Annotated in this window: 17 protein-coding genes and 1 pseudogene; 10 read left to right on the top strand and 8 right to left on the bottom strand. The window is 75.2% G+C overall.

Going from position 1 to position 18,739, the window contains the following annotated elements; translation table 11 throughout:
- Positions 1-205: 205 nt before the first annotated feature.
- A complete protein-coding gene (locus QK440_RS03945; protein WP_282791513.1) occupies positions 206-520 on the bottom strand; it encodes a YidB family protein in 315 nt (104 codons plus the stop codon).
- A gap of 350 nt (positions 521-870) precedes the next feature.
- Entirely contained in the window at positions 871-1,530 is a 660-nt protein-coding gene (locus QK440_RS03940) for an NAD(P)-binding domain-containing protein (protein WP_282791512.1), read from the bottom strand.
- A gap of 244 nt (positions 1,531-1,774) precedes the next feature.
- Here QK440_RS03940 and QK440_RS03935 point away from each other — a divergent pair, with 244 nt between their 5' ends.
- Positions 1,775-2,470, top strand: a complete 696-nt coding sequence (locus QK440_RS03935) for a type 1 glutamine amidotransferase domain-containing protein (protein ID WP_282791511.1) — start codon at positions 1,775-1,777, stop codon at positions 2,468-2,470.
- A gap of 303 nt (positions 2,471-2,773) precedes the next feature.
- Positions 2,774-3,646, top strand: a complete 873-nt coding sequence (locus tag QK440_RS03930; protein WP_282791510.1) for an aldo/keto reductase — start codon at positions 2,774-2,776, stop codon at positions 3,644-3,646.
- 94 nt (positions 3,647-3,740) lie between these two features.
- On the opposite strand, the gene QK440_RS03925 is transcribed toward QK440_RS03930, so the two are convergent.
- Positions 3,741-4,949, bottom strand: coding sequence for an MFS transporter (locus tag QK440_RS03925; protein WP_282791509.1), 1,209 nt, complete (start codon positions 4,947-4,949; stop codon positions 3,741-3,743).
- A gap of 469 nt (positions 4,950-5,418) precedes the next feature.
- Between QK440_RS03925 and metG the strand changes: the two genes are divergently transcribed.
- From metG to QK440_RS03910, 3 genes are all read left to right on the top strand, one after another.
- Positions 5,419-6,993 (top strand): methionine--tRNA ligase, encoded by a 1,575-nt coding sequence (gene metG / locus QK440_RS03920; protein ID WP_282791508.1) that lies wholly within the window; start codon positions 5,419-5,421, stop codon positions 6,991-6,993.
- A 366-nt stretch (positions 6,994-7,359) separates the two neighbouring features.
- Entirely contained in the window at positions 7,360-8,100 is a 741-nt protein-coding gene (locus QK440_RS03915; RefSeq protein WP_282791507.1) for an HD domain-containing protein, read from the top strand.
- Positions 8,101-8,137: 37 nt separating this feature from the next.
- Positions 8,138-8,527: an ASCH domain-containing protein gene (locus QK440_RS03910; RefSeq protein ID WP_282791506.1), complete on the top strand. Its 390-nt coding sequence runs from the start codon at positions 8,138-8,140 to the stop codon at positions 8,525-8,527.
- A gap of 47 nt (positions 8,528-8,574) precedes the next feature.
- Here QK440_RS03910 and QK440_RS03905 read toward each other — a convergent pair whose 3' ends face one another.
- On the bottom strand, positions 8,575-9,105 hold the full coding sequence (locus QK440_RS03905) for a CGNR zinc finger domain-containing protein (RefSeq protein WP_282791532.1): 531 nt from the start codon (positions 9,103-9,105) through the stop codon (positions 8,575-8,577).
- Between the two features lie 578 nt (positions 9,106-9,683).
- On the opposite strand from QK440_RS03905, the gene QK440_RS03900 reads away from it, so the two are divergent.
- Positions 9,684-10,901, top strand: a complete 1,218-nt coding sequence (locus QK440_RS03900; RefSeq protein ID WP_282791505.1) for an MFS transporter — start codon at positions 9,684-9,686, stop codon at positions 10,899-10,901.
- A 118-nt stretch (positions 10,902-11,019) separates the two neighbouring features.
- Here the strand turns inward: QK440_RS03900 and QK440_RS03895 are convergent, their stop codons facing one another.
- The gene (locus tag QK440_RS03895) at positions 11,020-11,856 is read right to left on the bottom strand and encodes an AraC family transcriptional regulator (RefSeq protein WP_282791504.1); all 837 of its coding nucleotides are present in this window, start codon (positions 11,854-11,856) and stop codon (positions 11,020-11,022) included.
- Between the two features lie 284 nt (positions 11,857-12,140).
- Between QK440_RS03895 and QK440_RS03890 the strand changes: the two genes are divergently transcribed.
- Positions 12,141-12,353: a DUF5999 family protein gene (locus QK440_RS03890; protein WP_282791503.1), complete on the top strand. Its 213-nt coding sequence runs from the start codon at positions 12,141-12,143 to the stop codon at positions 12,351-12,353.
- Between the two features lie 54 nt (positions 12,354-12,407).
- Here QK440_RS03890 and QK440_RS03885 read toward each other — a convergent pair whose 3' ends face one another.
- Complete coding sequence (locus QK440_RS03885) at positions 12,408-13,016, bottom strand: TetR/AcrR family transcriptional regulator (protein WP_282791502.1); 609 nt, start codon at positions 13,014-13,016, stop codon at positions 12,408-12,410.
- A gap of 100 nt (positions 13,017-13,116) precedes the next feature.
- Between QK440_RS03885 and QK440_RS03880 the strand changes: the two genes are divergently transcribed.
- The 3 genes from QK440_RS03880 to QK440_RS03870 all read left to right on the top strand — a co-directional run bounded on the left by QK440_RS03880 (position 13,117) and on the right by QK440_RS03870 (position 16,177).
- Positions 13,117-14,622, top strand: a complete 1,506-nt coding sequence (locus QK440_RS03880) for a cytochrome P450 (protein ID WP_282791501.1) — start codon at positions 13,117-13,119, stop codon at positions 14,620-14,622.
- An 80-nt stretch (positions 14,623-14,702) separates the two neighbouring features.
- Positions 14,703-14,942, top strand: coding sequence for a hypothetical protein (locus QK440_RS03875; protein ID WP_282791500.1), 240 nt, complete (start codon positions 14,703-14,705; stop codon positions 14,940-14,942).
- Positions 14,939-16,177, top strand: a complete 1,239-nt coding sequence (locus QK440_RS03870) for a glutathione S-transferase C-terminal domain-containing protein (RefSeq protein WP_282791499.1) — start codon at positions 14,939-14,941, stop codon at positions 16,175-16,177. Before QK440_RS03875 ends, QK440_RS03870 begins: the two co-directional genes overlap by 4 nt.
- 114 nt (positions 16,178-16,291) lie before the next feature.
- Here the strand turns inward: QK440_RS03870 and QK440_RS03865 are convergent, their stop codons facing one another.
- Both QK440_RS03865 and QK440_RS03860 read right to left on the bottom strand, forming a co-directional pair.
- The gene (locus tag QK440_RS03865; protein WP_282791498.1) at positions 16,292-17,527 is read right to left on the bottom strand and encodes a glycosyltransferase; all 1,236 of its coding nucleotides are present in this window, start codon (positions 17,525-17,527) and stop codon (positions 16,292-16,294) included.
- Positions 17,528-17,706: 179 nt separating this feature from the next.
- A pseudogene (locus tag QK440_RS03860) lies at positions 17,707-18,471 on the bottom strand (MerR family transcriptional regulator); the annotation flags it as partial.
- Positions 18,472-18,739: the final 268 nt, after the last annotated feature.

Below are 18,739 nucleotides of genomic sequence, written 5' to 3'. Positions count from 1 at the left end.
GCCCCGCGGGGTGTCCTGGCCTTCTTGGTCCCCTTGGGCGCCGCGTGCCTGCCCCGCTTGCCCCGCGCGGTGTTCGTCCCCTCCGTCATCTCGTCAACCTACCCGGAGACGATCAACGGGGTCGGGCCGACGGACGGTGACACCGGTCTCACGCACGCGACCGTCGGCCGTCCCCGAGGGGAGCGGCCGACGGCCGGGCCCCTGCCTACTGCTGGGGGATCTCGCCGTGCGTGCTCAGCGCCTCCAGCGTCGCGGGCAGGGCCTGGGTGACCCTTCCGGCGACGTCGTCCGTGCTGGTGCCGAGGAGCGCGGCGACGCGGCCGATGGTGTCACCCAGGACCTTGCCGAGCTCGTCGGTGGTCAGCGGCTGGTTCTCGCCCGAGCCCAGCCAGGAGTCGACCTTGTCACCGAGACCGGCCTGACGCAGCTCCTGTATCGCGGCAGTGGCGTTGCTGCCGTCGTAGAGGGTCGCGATGAGGAACTGCTCGAGGGGCGTCGCCGGCGTGTCGATGGCAGCCATGTTTCTCCCATGTGTAGCAATCACGTGTTTCATCGGTTCCGGGGCGCCGCGGTCGACGGGGCCCGGCGTCGCCAGGTGTGCCCGCGCCGCGGCGCCTCCGTGAGACCAGACGTGGGTGTGGTGCCGGAGGGTTGCCCGCTGCCGCCAAGATGATGTGAACAGTGGGTGAAGGCAGGCGAGTTGGCCGTTCACCTGCGTTCCCGTGGCTCAACTGCGCCGGTGGGCGCCGCCGTTCCGCTCGGCCGGTATGAGGCGGCGCGCAACTCGGCTGGCGCGAGGCGGCGTTCGGCTCGTCCGGTGCCGGGCGGCGTGCGAACTCGGCCCGTACGCGGCGGCTGTCGGCTCGGGTGTCAGGCGCGGAACTCCTCCGTGCGCTCCGGGCTCGCGGCGGCCAGCGCCTCGGTGACCTCGGCGACGCCCGCGCGCAGGCCGTAGACGGGGGTGCCGGGCTGCTGGCGCCAGGAGTCGTCGACGGAGCCCGCGTCGACGGTGTCGAAGCCGAGCTCGTCGATCAGGTCGCGGACGACGCGCTTGGCCGCCGCGTCGTCCCCGGCGACGGGCAGCGCCATGCGGCCGGGGTCACCCGCGGGCAGCGGCTTGTCGAGGATGTCCTGGGCGTAGGTGCCGTTGAACGCCTTGACGACGGGGTGTCCGAGGTGCTGCTGGGTCCAGCGGCTCTCGGTGAGGCCGTTCTCGATGGCCTCGATTCTGCCGTCGCGCTGCTTCGGGTAGTAGTTGCCGGTGTCGATGACGGCGAACCCGTCGGCGGCCTCGTCGAACAGGCCCGACGGCAGGTCCGGGACGTTCTTGAGCGGGATCGTCACGACGACGACCTGCGCGCCGCGGGCCGCCTCCGCGACCGTGACGGGGGTGGCGCCGGTCTCCTCGGCGAGGGCGGTCAGCGTCTGCGGGCCGCGCGAGTTGGCCACGGACACGTCGTGGCCGAGGGCGGTCAGGCGGCGGGTGAGGTTGCCGCCGATGTTGCCCGCGCCGATGATGCCGATCTTCATGGAGTCCTCCGGGGCCGGTGCGCCGCGACCGGGTGCCGTCGGCGCATGTGTGCCTGCAACCGCCGGGGCGGCGCGTCTATTTCCCCTCCGGCCCACCGCGTTTCCCCTTCTAGCCTGGTGCGATGTGCCGGGGCGGCGGGTGACCGCCCGGGGCTGGGTATTCCCACCGGGCCATCGGATTTCCGATGGCTGCCACGTGTTTCCCTATTGGTTTCTTATGGCTTGCGCGGCCTACGGTCACGGCATGTCGAAGATTCTTTTCGTGATGACCGGCGCCGACCACTGGACCCTCGCCGACGGGACGCTCCACCCCACCGGGTTCTGGGCGGAGGAGGCCGTCGTACCGTACGCGGCGCTGAAGGAGGCGGGCCACGAGGTCGTGGTCGCCACGCCGGGGGGCGTCGTACCGCCCGTGGACCGGGGCAGCCTGGCGCCGGAGGCCAACGGCGGGCAGGAGGGGGCCGACGGCGTCGCGGCCGCGCTCGCCTCCTTCCACGAGCTCACCGCCCCCGTCCGGCTGGAGGACGTGGACCTGGACGACTACGCCGCCGTCTTCTGCCCCGGCGGCCACGGCCCGATGGAGGACCTGGCCGTCGACGCCGCCTCCGGGGCGCTGCTGGCCCGCGCCCTGGAGTCGGGCAAGCCCCTCGCGACCGTGTGCCACGCCTCGGCCGCGCTGCTCGCCGCCACGGCGGCGGACGGCGCCAACATCTTCGCGGGCTACCGCCTCACCGGCTTCACCAACGCCGAGGAGACCCAGGCCGGTCTCGCCGACCGGGCCCCGTGGCTCCTCCAGGACCGCCTGGTCGCGGCGGGCGCCGCCTTCGAGGAGGGCGAACCGTGGGCCCCGCACGTGGTCGTGGACCGGAACCTGATCACCGGCCAGAACCCGGCGTCCTCCGGGCCGGTGGCGGCGGAGCTGGTGCGACGGCTCGCGTGACGCCCAGCCCGGGGGACGGCCCCCACGGCCCCGCCCAGCCCAGTCCTGTCCCGCCCAGTCCCGCCCTGTCCTGTCCGACGTGACGCCCCGTCCCACCAGGGCGTACGAGAAGGACGTACGAGAGGTGGCGCCGCCCACGCGGGGCGACGGCCGACGGTGGCCGAGGCGGGGCGGCCGTCGCCCCGCACACCGCCTTGCGCATAGGTTCGGTGGCGCACACCTCGTGGCATCCGCCATGTGTCCTCCACGTGGCATCCACCGTGTGACATCCGTACGTCGTGAACGCCGTGAAAGGACAGCTCCATGAGCACCCCGAACACCTCGCGCCCCGCCGACGCCTCGGGCTCGTTCGCCCTCGGCGGCGACCTGCCCGTCAACCGCCTCGGGTACGGCGCCATGCAGCTCACCGGGCCCGGCGTTTGGGGTGAACCGAAGGACCGGGACGAGGCCCTGCGTGTCCTGCGCCGCGCCGTCGAACTCGGCGTGACGTTCATCGACACCGCCGACTCCTACGGCCCCTTCGTCAACGAGGTCCTCATCAAGGAGGCGCTGCACCCGTACGCCGACGACCTGGTCGTCGCGACCAAGGCCGGGCTGACCCGCTCGGGCCCGGACGACTGGCGCGCGGTGGGCCGGCCCGAGTACCTGCGCCAGCAGGCCGAGCTGAGCCTGCGCCACCTCGGCGTCGAGCGCATCGACCTGTTCCAGCTCCACCGCATCGACGCGCAGGTGCCGCTCGCCGACCAGCTCGGTGAGCTCGTGCTGCTCCAGGAGGAGGGCAAGATCCGGCACATAGGCCTGTCCGAGGTGACGGTCGAGCAGCTCGAGCAGGCCCGCGAGATCGCCGACATCGTCTCCGTGCAGAACAAGTACAACCTGGCCGACCGCTCCGCCGAGGAGGTCCTGGAGTACGCCGAGCGCGAGAACATCGCGTTCATCCCGTGGTACCCGATGGCCACCGGTGAACTCGCCCGCCCGGGCGGGCCGCTCGACGCCGCCGCCAAGGAGCACGGCGCGACCGCCGCGCAGCTCGCTCTCGCCTGGCTGCTGCGCCGCTCCCCGGTGATGCTGCCCATCCCGGGCACCTCGCGCGTGGCGCACCTGGAGCAGAACACGGCGGCCGCCGAAATCACGCTGACGGATGCCCAGTTCGAGGCGCTCGCGGCCGCGGTCTGACCCGGCCGCCCCGGCCGCCCTGGCCGCGCCGGAGCCGCCCGGTTCCGGCCTCGGCCCCTGGCGGCCTCGGCCCCTGGTGGTCCCGGCCCGGCGCTCACCCTTCCCGGTGGGCGCCGGGCCGCGCGCACGCCACCGGCACCGCGAGGGCCGCGACCAGGCCCCCGGCCGCCGTCACCGCCGCCGTGGACGCCCGGTCGACCACCGCCCCGCCCGCCAGAGCCCCCAGCGAGATGGTCGCCTGGAAGGACGCGGTGAACAGCACCGAGGCCGCCTCCGGAGCACCGGGGGCCGCACCGGCGAACCAGGTCTGCGAGCACACCGGCACCGCCCCGTACGCGGCTCCCCACACGACGAGCAGCACGACCGCGCCGCCCGTCCACCGCCCCGCCCAGGGCAGCAGCAGCGTGGCGAGGGCGATCAGCCCCGCCGCGCAGGCGAAGGCGGCACGCGGGCGGCGGGCCGCCACCGCGCCGCCGGCGAAGTTGCCGAGGACCCCGGCGGCCCCGTACACCAGCAGGAACACCGTCACGAGGCCCGGGCCCACCCCTGTCACCTCGTCCAGGAAGGGCGCGACGTACGTGTAGGCGCCGAAGTGCGCGAGGACGACGAGGAACGTCATGGCGAGTGCCAGGCGGACCCGTGGGCGCCGCAGGAGCCCGCCCAGGATCGCCGGGTGGAGGGGTTCGGCGGGCGGCAGCGGCGGCAGGACCGCGAACATCGCCGCCCCCACGGCCACGGACAGGGCCCCCAGGAGCGCGAACGCGGTCCGCCATCCGGCGACGTCCCCGACGAGGGTGCCGAGGGGCACGCCGAGCACCGAGCCCAGCGGCACCGCGGAGAAGACGACCGCCTTCGCCCGGCCGGCCGCTTCCCCCGGCACCAGGCGCTCGGCCAGTCCGGCGGCGATCGGCCAGAAGCCGCCGATGGCAACCCCGACCGCGACGCGCGACACCAGGACGAGCCAGTAGGCGGGCGCCGTCGCGGCGAGGACGTTCGCCGCCGCGAGCAGCAGCATGAGGGCGCCGAGCAGCGCCCGCCGGTCGACACGCGCGGTGGCCGTCGTGACGACGGGCGCGGCGAGCGCGGCCAGGAGCCCCGGCATGGTCATCGTCAGCCCGGCCGTGCCGTCCGTGACCGCGAAGTCGTCCCCGATGGCGGGGAGCAGGCCGATGGGCAGGATCTCCACCGTCACGAGGGCGAAGATCCCCGCCGTGACCGAGGCGACGGCGAGCCACCGCCCCCGTGGCGGCCGGCCGGCCGGGGCGCAGGGTGCCGGGGCGGTGGCGGGAGGCGTGAGGGGCATGGTTCCGTCCTGGGCGTGGTGGGGTGTCGCGGGGTGCCGTGGTGCTGGTCCGCGGGCGGCGGTACCGAGTCCACCAGGGGCGCCGCGCCCCGGTCTGGCAGCTACGCGACGGCATGGTCGGCCGGAGGGGCACCGCCCGCGTGAGGCCGGCGCGACCGGGCGACGGGCACCCCAGGGGCTGTGGGCGACCACCCGCCGAGGAGGCCTTCTTCAGGCCTTCTGGTCGGGGGGGGGCGACCGCCCGCCGATGAGCGCTCCGGAGTGCGGGGTGGGCCCGGAAGAAAATGCCAAGCACCCCGCGCGCGGCGGCTGTTAGCATCGCCGCATGATCACGTTCGAGTGCCGCCGCGCCATGATGCCCCGCCGACGGGGCTGCTGACACCGGACGTTCATGTTTCCGAGGCCCCGAGTCGGGGCCTCGTTCCGTACGCAGCGGTTCCGGAGCCCCGCCTCACTCCTGGAGGTTCCGATGACCACACGCCGTACGTACGTCACGACGACGATCCCCTACGTCAACGCCCGCCCGCACCTGGGCTTCGCCCTCGAACTCGTGCAGGCCGACGTGCTCGCCCGCCACCGGCGCCACCGGGGCGACGAGGTGCGCCTGCTGAGCGGGACGGACGACAACTCGCTCAAGAACGTCCTGGCCGCCGAGGCGCGGAACGTGCCGGTGGCGGAGTTCGTCGACCGCAACGCGCGGGCCTTCGCGGCGCTCGGCACCCCGCTCGCGCTGTCCCTCGACGACTTCATCCGCACCAGCGCCGACCCGCGCCACCGCGTCGGCGTGGAGTGGCTGTGGCGCCGGTGCGCGGCTGCCGGGGACCTGTACCGCAAGCACTACGAAGGCCTGTACTGCGTCGGCTGCGAGCAGTTCTGCACCCCGGCCGAGCTGGTCGACGGCCGCTGCGCCGAGCACGGCACCGAGCCGCAGCCCGTCGCGGAGGAGAACTGGTTCTTCCGGCTGTCCCGGTACACGGACCGCCTGTACGAGCTGGTCTCGTCGGGCGCGCTGCGCGTCGAACCGGCCGCGCGCCGCAACGAGGTGCTCGCCCTCGTCGCGGGCGGCCTGCACGACTTCTCCGTCTCCCGCTCGCACACCCGGGCCCGCGGCTGGGGCATCCCCGTCCCCGGCGACCCCGGTCAGGTCGTGTACGTGTGGTGGGACGCCCTCGGCAACTACGTCACCAGCCTCGGCCTCGGCACCGACGATCCCACGTACAGCCACTGGTGGGAGGGGAGCACCCGCCGCTGTCACGTCGTCGGCAAGGGCGTCGTCCGCTTCCACGCCGTGTACTGGCCCGCCATGCTCCTGTCGGCGGGGCTGCCGCTGCCCACGGACGTCCTCGTTCACGACTACCTCACCGTCGACGGCCGCAAGATCAGCAAGTCCGGCGGGGCGACCGTCGACCCGGTGGAGCTGGTCGCCGCGTACGGCACGGACCCGGTGCGCTGGTGGCTGCTGCGGGACGTGCCGCGGGTCGGGGACGCGGACTTCACGCGGGAGCGGCTTCTCGCGCGGGCCGACGCCGACTTCGCCGGAGGGCTCGGGAACCTCGTCAACCGGGTCGTGACGATGGCTCACCGGTTCCGGGACGGCCGCCTGCGGCGTGCCGCACCGGCGGCCGGTGGCGCGGGACGGCCCGCCGCCGCGGACGGCGCCGAGGCCGCCGCCGTGGCGGGCACCGAGCGGCTCGCCGCTGCCTGCCACCGCGTCCGGGGCGACGTCGACGCGGCTCTGGAGGACTTCGACTTCCGCCGGGCCACGGCCGCGGTGTGGCGCGTCGTGGAGGAGGCCGACCGCTGCGTCGACGTGACGCGCCCCTGGGAGCTGGCCAAGGCCGAGCGGGCCGGTGACCGGCGGGCGGGGGCCCGTCTCGACGCGGTCCTCACCGCCCTGGTCGACGCCTGCCGGGTACTCGCCGACGAACTCGGCCCGTTCGTGCCGGAGTCCGCCGCCAGGATCGCCGCGCAGTGCACCGAGACCGACGGACGGCTCCCGGCGGCACGGCCGCTGTTCGCGCGGCTGGGCGAGGCGGCGGGCTGACCTCTGGGGGGGCTGTGCGTGCGGCCGGGCACGTTGCGGGGCGCACGGGCCGTGCGGCGGGGCGCGTTGCAGGTTGCGCGGGCCGAGCGGGGGGGCGCGCCGGGGGTTGTGCGAGCCGTACGGCAGGCCACCCGCGGGCTGCGCGAGCCGTGCGGCAGGGCCCGCCGCGAGGGGTGGACGTCGCGGAGGGCGAGCGCGGAGGGCGAGCGCGGAGGGCGAGCGCGGAGGCCGTGGAGGGCGAGCGCGGAGGCCGTGGAGGGCGAGCGCGGAGGCCGTGGAGGGCGCCGAGGGCGCGTACCCGTGTGGCAGGAAAGGTGGGTTTTTCGTCATTGCCGCCATGTCCGGCCTGGCAGAAGAATCCCTGGCATGACGCGAGACGGCACGCACCCGCAGACGGCGCCGGATGTTCCGACGAGCACGGACACGGACGCTTCCACCGACACCGCCTGGGGCGCTCTCCGGGAACTCGGCTTCCCGGAGAGCGCCTTGGCGCTGGAGGCCGTCCAGTACGTCCGGACCCTCGAAGCACCGGCGCTCTTCCACCACAGCATGCGCACCTACCTGTACGGCCGCCGCATCGGCGAGCAGCAGGGCCTGGTGCCCGGCCGCGACTACGACGACGAGCTGTTCTTCCTGGGCTCCGTCCTGCACGACCTGGGCCTGACCGAGGAGGGCGACCGCGACCAGCGCTTCGACGTCGACGGGGCGGACGTGGCCGCCGAGTTCCTGACCCGGCACGGGGTGGCGGCGGACCGGGTGGAGGTCGTCTGGGACGCGATCGCCCTGCACACCTCCGAGGGCATCGCCTCACGCAAACGGCCGGAGATCGCCCTGGTGAGCGCGGGCACCCGGCTGGACATCGCGGGCGACGCAGGGCAGCTCCCGCACGGGTACGCCGACCGTGTGCACGCGGTGCTCCCCCGCCTGCACGCCGCGCCCGTGCTGCGCGCCGCGATCGTCTCCCAGGCCCTCGCCAAGCCGGGCAAGGCCCCGCTGTACAGCCTGCCCGGCGAGCTCACCCGCCAGTGGACCGGGGCGCCGGCGCCGACGTGGGAGGAGGTGACACAGGCGCCTGGCTGGAATGACTACGAGGGCTACACGGGCTAGGCTCGGCCGCCCGACCCCGCGAGGAGGCGGACGGACGATGTGGCCACGGGTCGACGGCATGCGCTCCCTGGAGCTGGGCGCGCCCGGCGAGCTGCGTGAGGAGCTCAACGCCCTGGTGCTGTCCGGCGCCAAGACCACGACGACGGGCCTCCTGGAGGACTACGTCCAGGAGAGCGAGGGCCTGGAGTTCGTCGGCGAACGCCTCGCCGTCCTGGACGACGACGGCCGGTCCATCGCCACGGTCGAGATCACCGCGGTGGAGGTCACGGACTTCGCCGAGGTCACGTGGGAGCACGCCGACGGCGAGGGCGAGGGCTTCACCACCCTGGCCGACTGGCGCGCGGCCCACCACCGCTACTGGGACGACCTGGGGGCCGCCGTCCGGGACGACACCCGTGTGGTCTGCCTGACGTTCCGGCTGGTCTGAGCGCCGCCGGCGGCCCGGCGCCCCGGCCGGTCCGGGTCCGGCCGCGGTCAGGCGGGCCCCGGCCGCTTCGCCCTGCGGTGCTGCGCCACCCGTTCGCGCGTCGCGCACCGGCGGGAGCAGTAGCGCCGCGCGGTGCCGGGGCCGACCGCCAGGTACACGTGGGCGCAGCTCGGCGACGCGCACAGGCCGCCGGGCGGTCGCTGGCGGTCCCAGAGCAGCACGGTCAGGGCCATGCAGGACGAGGCGAGGAACCACTCCCCCCAGGGTGCCGCGTCGTCGCTGTCGAGGTGCGGGTGCCAGGGTGCCCCGCCGCCGTGCGAGGTGAGCCGGAGCGGGCCGCAGCCCGCGGCCAGGAGCTGGTTGAGGAGGTGCGCGGCGGTGTCGGTGTCGGGCGCGGCGAAGACGTCGCGCAGGGACGCGGCGGCGGCGCGCATCTCCGCCACGCCCTCGGCGCAGAGGTGCAGCGGGTCGGCCTCGCCGTACTCGCGCAGCACCGCCTCGACGGCCGCCACCGTCGGTGTCGTGCCGCCGCAGAGGACGTTGACGAGGGCGACGGTGCGCTGCGCAGTGCGCAGCACGGAGTGCCGGGTCGACCAGTCGTCGGCACCCGGACCGCCCTGACGGGCATCGCTCGCCTGCCCTTGGTCGCGCCCGTGGTCGCGCTCGTCCTCGTGCCCCGCGCCACGCCTGCGGTCGTACTCGTCTCCGAGCCCCGCGTCGCGCCCTCCGTCGCGCCTGCGGTCGTGCTCGTCTCCGAGCCCCGCGTCGCGCCCGTCTTCACACCCCTGTTCGCACGTGTCGTCGCGCCCCGCGTCGCGCTCGTCTGCGCGCGCGTCTTCGTTCATGCCTCCACCCCCGCTCTCGTGCCTGGCTTCACGCCCGACTCCATGGCCGTCTTCACGCCCGCCTTCGTGCGAACCTTCGTGCCAGCCTTCGTGCCCGTTCTGGTCCCTGCTCAGGAGGCTCTCCTCGGGTCCGCCTCCGTGCCTTCTTCCGCGAGCGCTCACGTGCCCCTGCCCGCGCTCCTCCCTGTGCTCCTTCGTGCGCCCTGCCTCGGAACGGCGCGCATGCGCGCGTGCGCACAGGCGCACGTGCGCACGTGCGCACGCTGTAACGCCCTTCCCTACTTTTTACGTTACCTCGTAACGTCCCCCGCATGATGAAGCGTTACCGCATGGCGACCTACCTGAGCGGCGCGGCGGCCGCCCGGACCGGGGACGAGATGTCAGGGCCCGCGCTGCTGCTGGCCGGGCTCGCGGCCACCGGATCCGCGGCGACCGGGTCCGCGCTGTTGTCCGGGATCACGCTGTCCGCCGCTGTGGGCGGCCCCGTCTTCGGCGCGATGCTCGACCGGACCGCACGGCCGGGGCGGCTGCTCGCCGGCGCGGTCGCCGCCTACGCGGCCGCGCTCCTGGCCGTCCTGTTGGGCCTCGGCCGCGTCCCCCTGCCGCTGGTCGTCGCCACGGCCGTGCTCGGCGGGCTGCTCGGGCCCGCGCTCGCCGGCGGCTGGACGTCCCAACTGCCCCGCGTGGTGGCGCCGGAGGCCCTGCCGCGCGCCAACGCCCTGGACGCGCTGACCTACAACGTCGCCGGTCTGGCGGGCCCGGCTCTCGCGGGCCTCGTGGCCCTCCTGGCCGGCCCCGCGGCGGGGGTGGTGGCGTCCCTCGTGCTGATCCTGCTCGCGCTGCCTGCGGCCTGGACGCTGCCCGGCCGTCCGGCGCCGACACCCGGCGGCCCCGCTTCCTCGGTCCTCGCCGACCTGGTCTCCGGCTTCGCCGCCATCAGCAGCACCCGGCTGCTGGCGCGGGCGACGCTGACGTCCGTCGTGTCGTACGTCGGCGTCGGCACGCTGGTCGCCTGCACTCCCCTGCTCGGCGAGGAGGCGTGGGGCTCGTCCCACGCCGGTACGTTCCTGCTGACCGCCCTGGCGGCGGCCTCGCTGACGGCCAACGCCCTGCTCGCCCGGCGGCCCGACCTGCTGCGGCCCGACGCCACCGTGCTGGCGAGCACCCTCGTCCTGGCCGCCGCGCTCCTCCTGGCGGCGACGGCCGCGCCCGTGCCGCTGGCCGCCGCGATGGTGGTCGCGGGGGCCGGGGCGGGACCCCAGCTCACCGCGCTGTTCGCCGTGCGGCACCGCGAGGCCCCGGAGCGGCTGCGCGGCCAGATCTTCACCACGGGCGCCAGCCTGAAGATCACGGGGTACGCGGTCGGCGCGGGCCTCGGCGGCCCGCTGGCCACCTGGTCGCTGCCTGGCGCCCTGCTCGTGGCCGCCGGGTGCGAACTGCTGGCCGCAGTCGGCTACCTGGCCTTCACGGCACCGCCCCGGCCTGCCGGAGGGACCGCCGCACGCGCCGCCGCCGACACCCGTCCGTGAGGGACACGCCCGTGCCCCCGCGGAGCACGCCTGTGAGGGGCGGCACCCGCCTCAACCACCCGCCGCACCCGGGCCCACCGTCCCTCGGCACGCCTGCCGCCGCACAGGGCGACCGCCCTCACCACCCCTGCTGCCACACGCCATCCGGGTCCCGTCGTATCCGCCCCGCCAGCACGGCCGGGGTGCACCCGGCGAAGGCCCGTACGTCCCGGTGCAGATGGGACTGGTCGGCGTACCCGCAGGAATCGGCTGCCTCGGCGGCGCCCGTGCCCGTGGACAAGGCGTGCACGGCACGGTCGAAGCGGACCAGCATCGCCGCGCGCTTGGGCGTCAGGCCGACCTGGGCGGTGAACCGTGACCAGAGCCGTTTGCGGCTCCAGCCGCACGCCGCCGCCAGTTCGTCGACCCGCACCCGGCCGCGCCGGGCCACGATGGCCGCCCAGCACGCGGCGACCTCGGCCGTCATCCGCGGGGCCGCGTCCCAGCGGCGGGCGAGGAACGCGTCGACCAGGGCGAGGCGTTCCTCCCAGCGCGCGCACGCGGCCATGCGCTCCCGCAGCCGCGCCTCGGGGCGCCCCCACAGGTCCCGCAGTCCGACGACCGCGCCGTCCAGGTCGGCCGGGGCGGTACCGAGCAGGGAGTAGGCCGCCACCGGCGACATGCGCACCTCGACGCAGCTCACCCGCTCGCCCCGGATACGCGCGCCCGCCGGTGCGAGACCGGCGACGAGGCCGTCGAGTCCGCGCCGTCCGCCGGGACTCTCGACGGCCAAGGGCTCTCCGCCGAAGGTGAGGACGAGGGTCAGCCGCGGCTGCGGGAGCACGCGCATGTCGACGCCGGCCGCCCCCGTGTCGTGGTATCCCACCACCTCCACGCCGCGGAGGGGCCCTGCCCCGCCCGGCCGTACGACCTCCCACGCCCCTTCGCGCTCCCACCGGAGCCGGTCCGCTGCCACGCCCACCAGCCTACGTCCGGGCCCCGGGGCCCCGCGGACGGCCGGGTCGACACGGTCGGTCGGCGACGGCTTCTTCCCGCGGGCCGCGGAGCGTCTCACCGAGGACAGCGAGGGCGCACGGCGCGCACTGCTGGAGCACTTCCGTACGGGGTTCCTCCCCGCGTGAATCAGCGTGCCTTGATGAGCCCCCGCGGCGACGAGTCCGAGCGTGCGCCGGAGTCATTACTCGTACTAGGGGGTGCCGCGGCGAGCGGCGCCGCAGAACAGCGACCCGGAGGTGCGCCATGTGTGCCCATCAGCCGCCGTGCCCATCCGCCGACGGATCCGACCGGGATGCCGCGCGCGTCGTCAGCGCCCACCCCGAGCAGGGCTGGAGCCTGCTGTGCAACGGCACGATCGTCTTCGACGACACCGGTGAACTCCTGCCCGACGGGCGCGTGGTGCCCCCGCTGCGTCCGCTCGCACCCCGGCCCCCGAAGCTGACGATAGCCGCCTGACGGTACGGGTACCCCGGGCGGGGCTCCCTGGCGGTACGGGTCCCCGGGCGCGGCTCACGGCAGGACCGCGCCCAGGAGGGCCCGGGCGCACAGGTCCCGCACCTCGTCGCGCCCGGGCCTCCCGGTGTCGAGCCACTCCAGGCAGACGGCGACCAGGAAGGCGAGCCAGCCGCGCACGGCCAGGCGCAGCGCGGGCAGGCCGTCGGCGAGGCACGCGGTCTCGGGGTCGGCGGCGAGGGCCGCGAGGATCTGCCGCTCCTGCGCGGCCAGACCCGCGCGGTACACCTCGCGGACCTTGGGGTCCCCGGCCGCCTCGGCGCGGTGGAAGGCGCGGAAGCCCTCGGCGTGCTCGCGCACGTAGTCGAGGAACACGCCCAGGCCGACGGCGAGTTGCTCGCGGACCGGCAGGCCCGGCTCGGCCGCCGTCAGCCGCAGCATGCGGGCGCTCTCCCGCTCCACGACGGCGGCGAAGAAGTCCCGCTTGGTCGGGAAGTAGTGGTAGAGCAGGCCGCGCGAGACGCCCGCGATCTCGGCGACCTGCTCGATCCAGACCTCGTCGTAGGGGTTCCGCGCGAAGAGCCGCGCGCCCACGCCGAGCAGTTGCTCCCTGCGTTCCTCGGTACTGAGCCTGCGGCGGGTGCGCTCCGGGCGGTTCGCGGCCATGCGAGCACCTTACTTGACGTGGATTCAACAACGGGCCGAGACTGGCCCCGCTGTTGAATCCATGTACAAGACGGCTCAACGGGCCGCACGCGCAGGGGAGATGGCGGACGTGGCGCAGACGACGCGGCAGGCGGAGGGCGCCGGCTCACCGCCGCCGAAGGGGTTCCGCGGCGCGGAACTCGGCTGGCCCCGGCTCGACCGGATACCGCATCCGCCGCGCCGGGTCCCGCTCCTGGGCGACGTGCTCGGGGTCGACCCGCGGACACCGGTGCAGGACTCGATGCGGATCGCGGCCGGCCTGGGGCCCGTGTTCCGGCGCAAGGCCTTCGGCAAGGAGATCGTGTTCGTGTGGGGCGCGCGGCTCGCGGCCGAACTGGCCGACGAGACGCGGTTCGCCAAGCACGTGGGGCTCGGGGTGGCCAACCTGCGGCCGCTCGCCGGGGACGGCCTGTTCACCGCGTACAACCACGAGCCGAACTGGCAGCTCGCGCACGACATCCTGGCGCCGGGCTTCAGCCGTGAGGCGATGGCCGCCTACCACCCGCTGATGCTCGACGTCGCCGGGCGGCTCCTCGACCACTGGGACGCGCGGGCGGCGGCGGGGCGGACCGTGGACGTGCCCGGGGACATGACGAAGCTGACGCTGGAGACCATCGCCCGCACAGGGTTCAGCCACGACTTCGGCTCCTTCGAACGGGCCCGGCCGCACCCGTTCGTGACCGCCATGGTCGGCACGCTGTCGTACGCCCAGCGCCGCAACGTCCAGCCGCCCGTACTCGCGCCGCTGCTGCGCGGCGCCGAGCGGCGCAACGCGGCCCACGTGGCGTATCTGCACCGGACCGTGGACGAGGTGGTCGCGGCCCGCCGGGCGGCGGACGCCTCGGCCGCGCGCGGGGACCTGCTCGACCGGATGCTGGAGGTCGCGCACCCGCGGACCGGGGAGCGGCTGTCCGCCGAGAACATCCGGCGCCAGGTCATCACCTTTCTGGTGGCCGGGCACGAGACGACCTCCGGCGCCCTGTCGTTCGCGCTGCACTACCTGGCCCGCCACCCCGAGGTGCTGGCCCGCGCGCGCGAGGAGGTCGACCAGGTGTGGGGTGACGCCGCGTCACCGGCGTACGACCAGGTGGCGAAGTTGCGGTACGTGCGGCGGGTGCTCGACGAGTCGCTGCGGCTGTGGCCGACCGCGCCCGCGTTCTCGCGTCAGGCCCGCGCCGACACGGTCCTCGGCGGCGTCCATCCGATGCGGCGGGGCGCCTGGGCACTGGTGCTGACGGTGATGCTGCACCGGGATCCGGAGGCATGGGGTCCGCACCCCGGGGAGTTCGACCCGGACCGGTTCACCCCCGCGGCGGTGCGGGCGCGGCCCGCCCACGTCTTCAAGCCGTTCGGCACCGGGGCGCGGGCCTGCATCGGCCGCCAGTTCGCGCTCCACGAGGCCACCCTGGTCCTGGCGCTGCTGCTGCGCCGCTACGACCTGCTGCCGGAGCCCGGCTACCGGCTGCGCGTCGCCGAGCGCCTCACCCTGATGCCGCGGGACCTCCGGCTGCGGCTCGTCCGCCGGGGCGGTCGGGCGCCCGAGGAGAGGCACGCGCGCGGCGCTTGAGGGGCAATTGTCAGACCCGTGCGCAAGAGTGGGGGTTGCACCGTCACATACTGAACTCACGGGTTGAGGAGCCACGCGACATGACCGGCACGACGTATCCCGAACTGGCCGCCGCGCAGGCCTGCTTGCGACTGCTGCACACCGCGCGCGCCGCGCTGGCCGACCCCGCGCCGGGCGCCGCCCTGCTGCTCGCCGGCCCGATCGCGGAGGCCGACGAGGCCCTGCGCAAGGCGGGTCTCGCGGGCAACGAGGCGGCGCTGCTCGACCGCCTCTACGACCTCTCGCCGCTGCCCGCCCCGCGCACGGAGCGCCTGCGGTGAGCGCCGCCGAGGACGCGGGTGCCGGGGCGGCGGGAGCCCGGGGCACGGGGACGGACGACGGGGACCCGGCGAGGGACGACGGAGACATGGTGAAGGGCGACGAGGACGCGGTGCAGGGCGACGGGGACGTGGTGCAGGGAGACGGCGACGCGGTGCTCGGCGACGAGGGCACAGTGAAGGGCGACGGGGACACGGCGAAGAGCGGCGAGGGCACGGCGAGGAGCAACGCCGCGTACGGCAGGAAGCCGTTCAAACGCTCCAAGAGCCACTTCGCGGACCGCGTCACGGCCGACGCCCGGGACGGCTGGCCGGTGGAGGCGGGCCGCTACCGCCTGGTGGTCAGCCGCGCCTGCCCCTGGGCGAGCCGCGCGGTGATCTCCCGCCGGCTGCTCGGCCTGGAGGACGCGATCTCGCTGGCGGTCACGGACCCGATCCAGGACGACCGCAGCTGGCGCTTCACCCTCGACCCGGACGACCGCGACCCGGTCCTCGGCATCCGCTACCTGAGCGAGGCGTACGACGCCCGCGAGACCGGCTACCCGGGCGGGGTGAGCGTGCCCGCCCTCGTGGACACGCACAGCGGCAAGCTCGTCACGAACGACTACCAGCAGCTCACGCTCGACCTGGCCACGGAGTGGACCTCCCTGCACCGGCCGGGTGCGCCCGACCTGTACCCCGAGCCGCTGCGCGACGAGATCGACACCGTCATGGACGGCATCTACCGCGACGTCAACAACGGCGTCTACCGCGCGGGGTTCGCCGCCGGGCAGAGCGAGTACGAGTCCGCGTGCCGGGACGTGTTCCGGCGCCTGGAGGAGACCTCGGCGCGGCTCGAGCGCCGCCGCTACCTCGTCGGCGACACGATCACCGAGGCCGACATCCGGCTGTTCACGACCCTGGTGCGCTTCGACGCCGTCTACCACGGCCACTTCAAGTGCAACGTGCGGAAGCTGTCCGAGGACCCGGTGCTGTGGGCGTACGCGCGGGACCTGTTCCAGACGCCGGGCTTCGGCGACACGGTCGACTTCGACCACATCAAGCGGCACTACTACCAGGTGCACACCGGCATCAACCCCGCAGCCGTCGTACCACTCGGGCCGGACCTCTCCGGCTGGCTGGCCCCTCACCACCGCGAGCAGTTGGGCGGACGCCCGTTCGGCGAGGGGACGGCACCGGGGCCGGTCCCGCAGGGCGAGGAGGTGCCACCGGAGGGGCGACCGGAGCCGCGGCGGTGATGTGCCGGGGCGGGAGCGGGACCGGGGCTCCGGTCCGCCCTCCGCACCCCTGGTCCGCCGTCGGCCACCCGCCCTCCGCCACCCGCCATGACGAGCCCCCGTCCCGCCGTCGCCTCACCTCCGCGCCAGCCCCTCCACGGCCTTGAGGGTCTGCCCGGCCGCGTCCTCCGTGGCCATCGCGCGGGCGACGGCCTGGGCGGCGGACGCGTACGCGGGATCACGGACCGCGCGGGTGAGCGCGTCGGCGAGGCTGTCCACGGTGAGCCTCCGGAACGGGACGGGGCCGGGCGCGGCGCCGACCGCGGTCAGCCGCGCCGCCCAAAAGGGCTGGTCGGCGGTGACGGGCACGGGGACGGCCGGGACCCCGGCGCGCAACGCCGCCGCCGTGGTCCCCGCGCCCGCGTGGTGCACCACGGCCGCCAGCCGGGGAAACAGCAGGGCGTGCGGCACCTCACCGATCGTCAGGACACCGTCCCCTGTGGCCCGCAGCCCGGCCCGGCCCGACTGCAGGACGCCCCGGAGCCCGGCCCGGCGCAGGGCCGCCACGGCGAGCTGACCCAGCCGCTCCCCCTCACCCGTCGCCATGCTGCCGAAGCCGATGAACACGGGAGGCGGGCCGTCGGCCAGGAACTCCTCGACGGCCGCGGGAAGCCGCGCGTCGGGGGCCTGGTGCGGCCACCAGTTGCCCACGACGTCGAGCCCGGGGCGCCAGTCGGCGGGACGGGCCACGACGGCCGCGGAGAAGCCGTACAGGACGGGCCAGTGGGCTCGTTCCCGGCGGGCGCGAACGGCGGCCGAGGTGGCGGCGGGCAGGTCGAACCGGGACCGCAGGTCCCGGACCGCGTCGGCGTAGACCCGGTCGACCATCCGCAGGGAGAAGCGGCCCGCCGTCCGGTTGCCCCAGCCGCCGAGGGAGCGCGCGCCGCTCACCACGGGGGCGAAGGCCCGGGTGGGGTGGGCGGGCTGGAGGTAGGCGCCGAGCGCCGGTACGTCCATGGCCTCCGCGAGCTGCCACCCGAGGGGCGCCGTGGTGGCGGACAGGACGAGCGCGTCGACCCCTCCCTCGGCCGCTTCTTCCTCGGCCACGCCGACGAGCCCGGCGCCGAGCTCCCGTACGAACGCGGTCGCGGTACGCATCAGCTCCTTGCGCCCGTCGGCCGCCGCCGGCCCCCTGCGGCCGGGGTCGCCGGGCAGGGCGCGGAACCGGAGGCCGGAACCGCGTACGAGCGGGGCGAACGTGTCGTGGGCGGCGAGCGTGACGTCATGGCCCGCCGCGCGCAGGCGGGCGCCGAGGCCCGTGTACGGGGCGACATCACCGTACGAGCCGGCCGTGGTGATCAGGATCTTCATCGGTGTCCTCGGGATGCGGGACGGGTTTCCTCGGTATCGGTCCTGGGGGTACGCGCCCGGGTATGCGCCCCGGCAGGAGGGGTACGCGCCCGGGAACGGGGCGCTACGGGGTCCGAGGAGCCCGTCGGGGCACCACCCTCAACCTCAGGTCCAGGGTGAGACTTCGGCTCGTGGACGCCGTGCGCGGCGGCGTTCGCGCGCACGGCGTCCGCCAGGTACGCGGCGAGTCCGGGCCGCTGCTGCGGCACCGGTACGAGCAGGGCGAACGCCCGCGGGTCGGCCACGAAGTCGGCGGCGACGCGCAGGTGCGTGTCGGGCGGGCAGTCGGTGAACCAGCGCTCGATGTGGGCCCGGTGCCGTTCGGCGAGGGCCATGGCCGTCGGCCCGTCGGCGGGCTCGCCGGCGTCGAAGGCCGCGAGCACCTCCTCGCGCCAGGCCGCGGCCTCGGCCATGATGCGGGCCCAGTCCTCCTTGGTGTGCTCGGCGGCGCGGGCCATGGCCTGCCGGTGCGCGGCGCTCCCCTGCCACTTGAGTCCGGCCTCGGTGGCGTAGCTGAGGTCGAAGGCGAGGTCGCCGAACACCTCGAACCGCTCGCGCGGGCTGAACCGTACGCCGGTCCGCTGCACCTCCATCGCCCGCTCGGTGACCTCCACGAGCCGCTCCAGCTCGGCGATCCGCGCCCGCAGGGCCGCGCGCCGGGCCCGCAGCCGGTCCAGGGCGTCGGCCTCCGGGTCCGCGAGGATCTCGGCGATCTCGTCGAGCGCGAAGCCCAGCTCCCGGTAGAACAGGATCTGCCGGAGGCGTGCCAGGTCGGCGTCGCTGTAGAGCCGGTAGCCGCCGGGGCTGCGCTCGCTCGGGGTGAGCAGCCCGGCGCGGTCGTAGTGGTGCAGGGTACGGACCGTGACCCCGGCGAACCCGGCCACCTGCCCGACGGTGTAACTCATGGCGCTTGCCCTTTCGTCGACGACCAGCCTGCGGCCTGACGCGACGTGAGGGTCAACGGGGGGCCGGATGCGGTGCGGTCAGCGGGTCGTCGCGGCGGCACTCGGGCGAGCGCACGGCGGGCGAGCCGCCGCGCCTCCGCGAGTCCGGAGGGCCGGGCCTTCGCCGGGCCCGGCAGCGCCTGCTGGACGGCCGACAGGGAACCCGAATCCGACGCGCTGACCCGAACTCCCACTCCCGATACGGCCGGACGGACATAACCACACTCTC

This window comes from Streptomyces sp. CC224B, from assembly GCF_030010595.1.
Classification (GTDB): Bacteria; Actinomycetota; Actinomycetes; order Streptomycetales; family Streptomycetaceae; genus Streptomyces; species Streptomyces longispororuber.
Note: the sequence above shows the minus strand (reverse complement) of the source record. Positions and strands in the feature narration are given on the sequence as shown.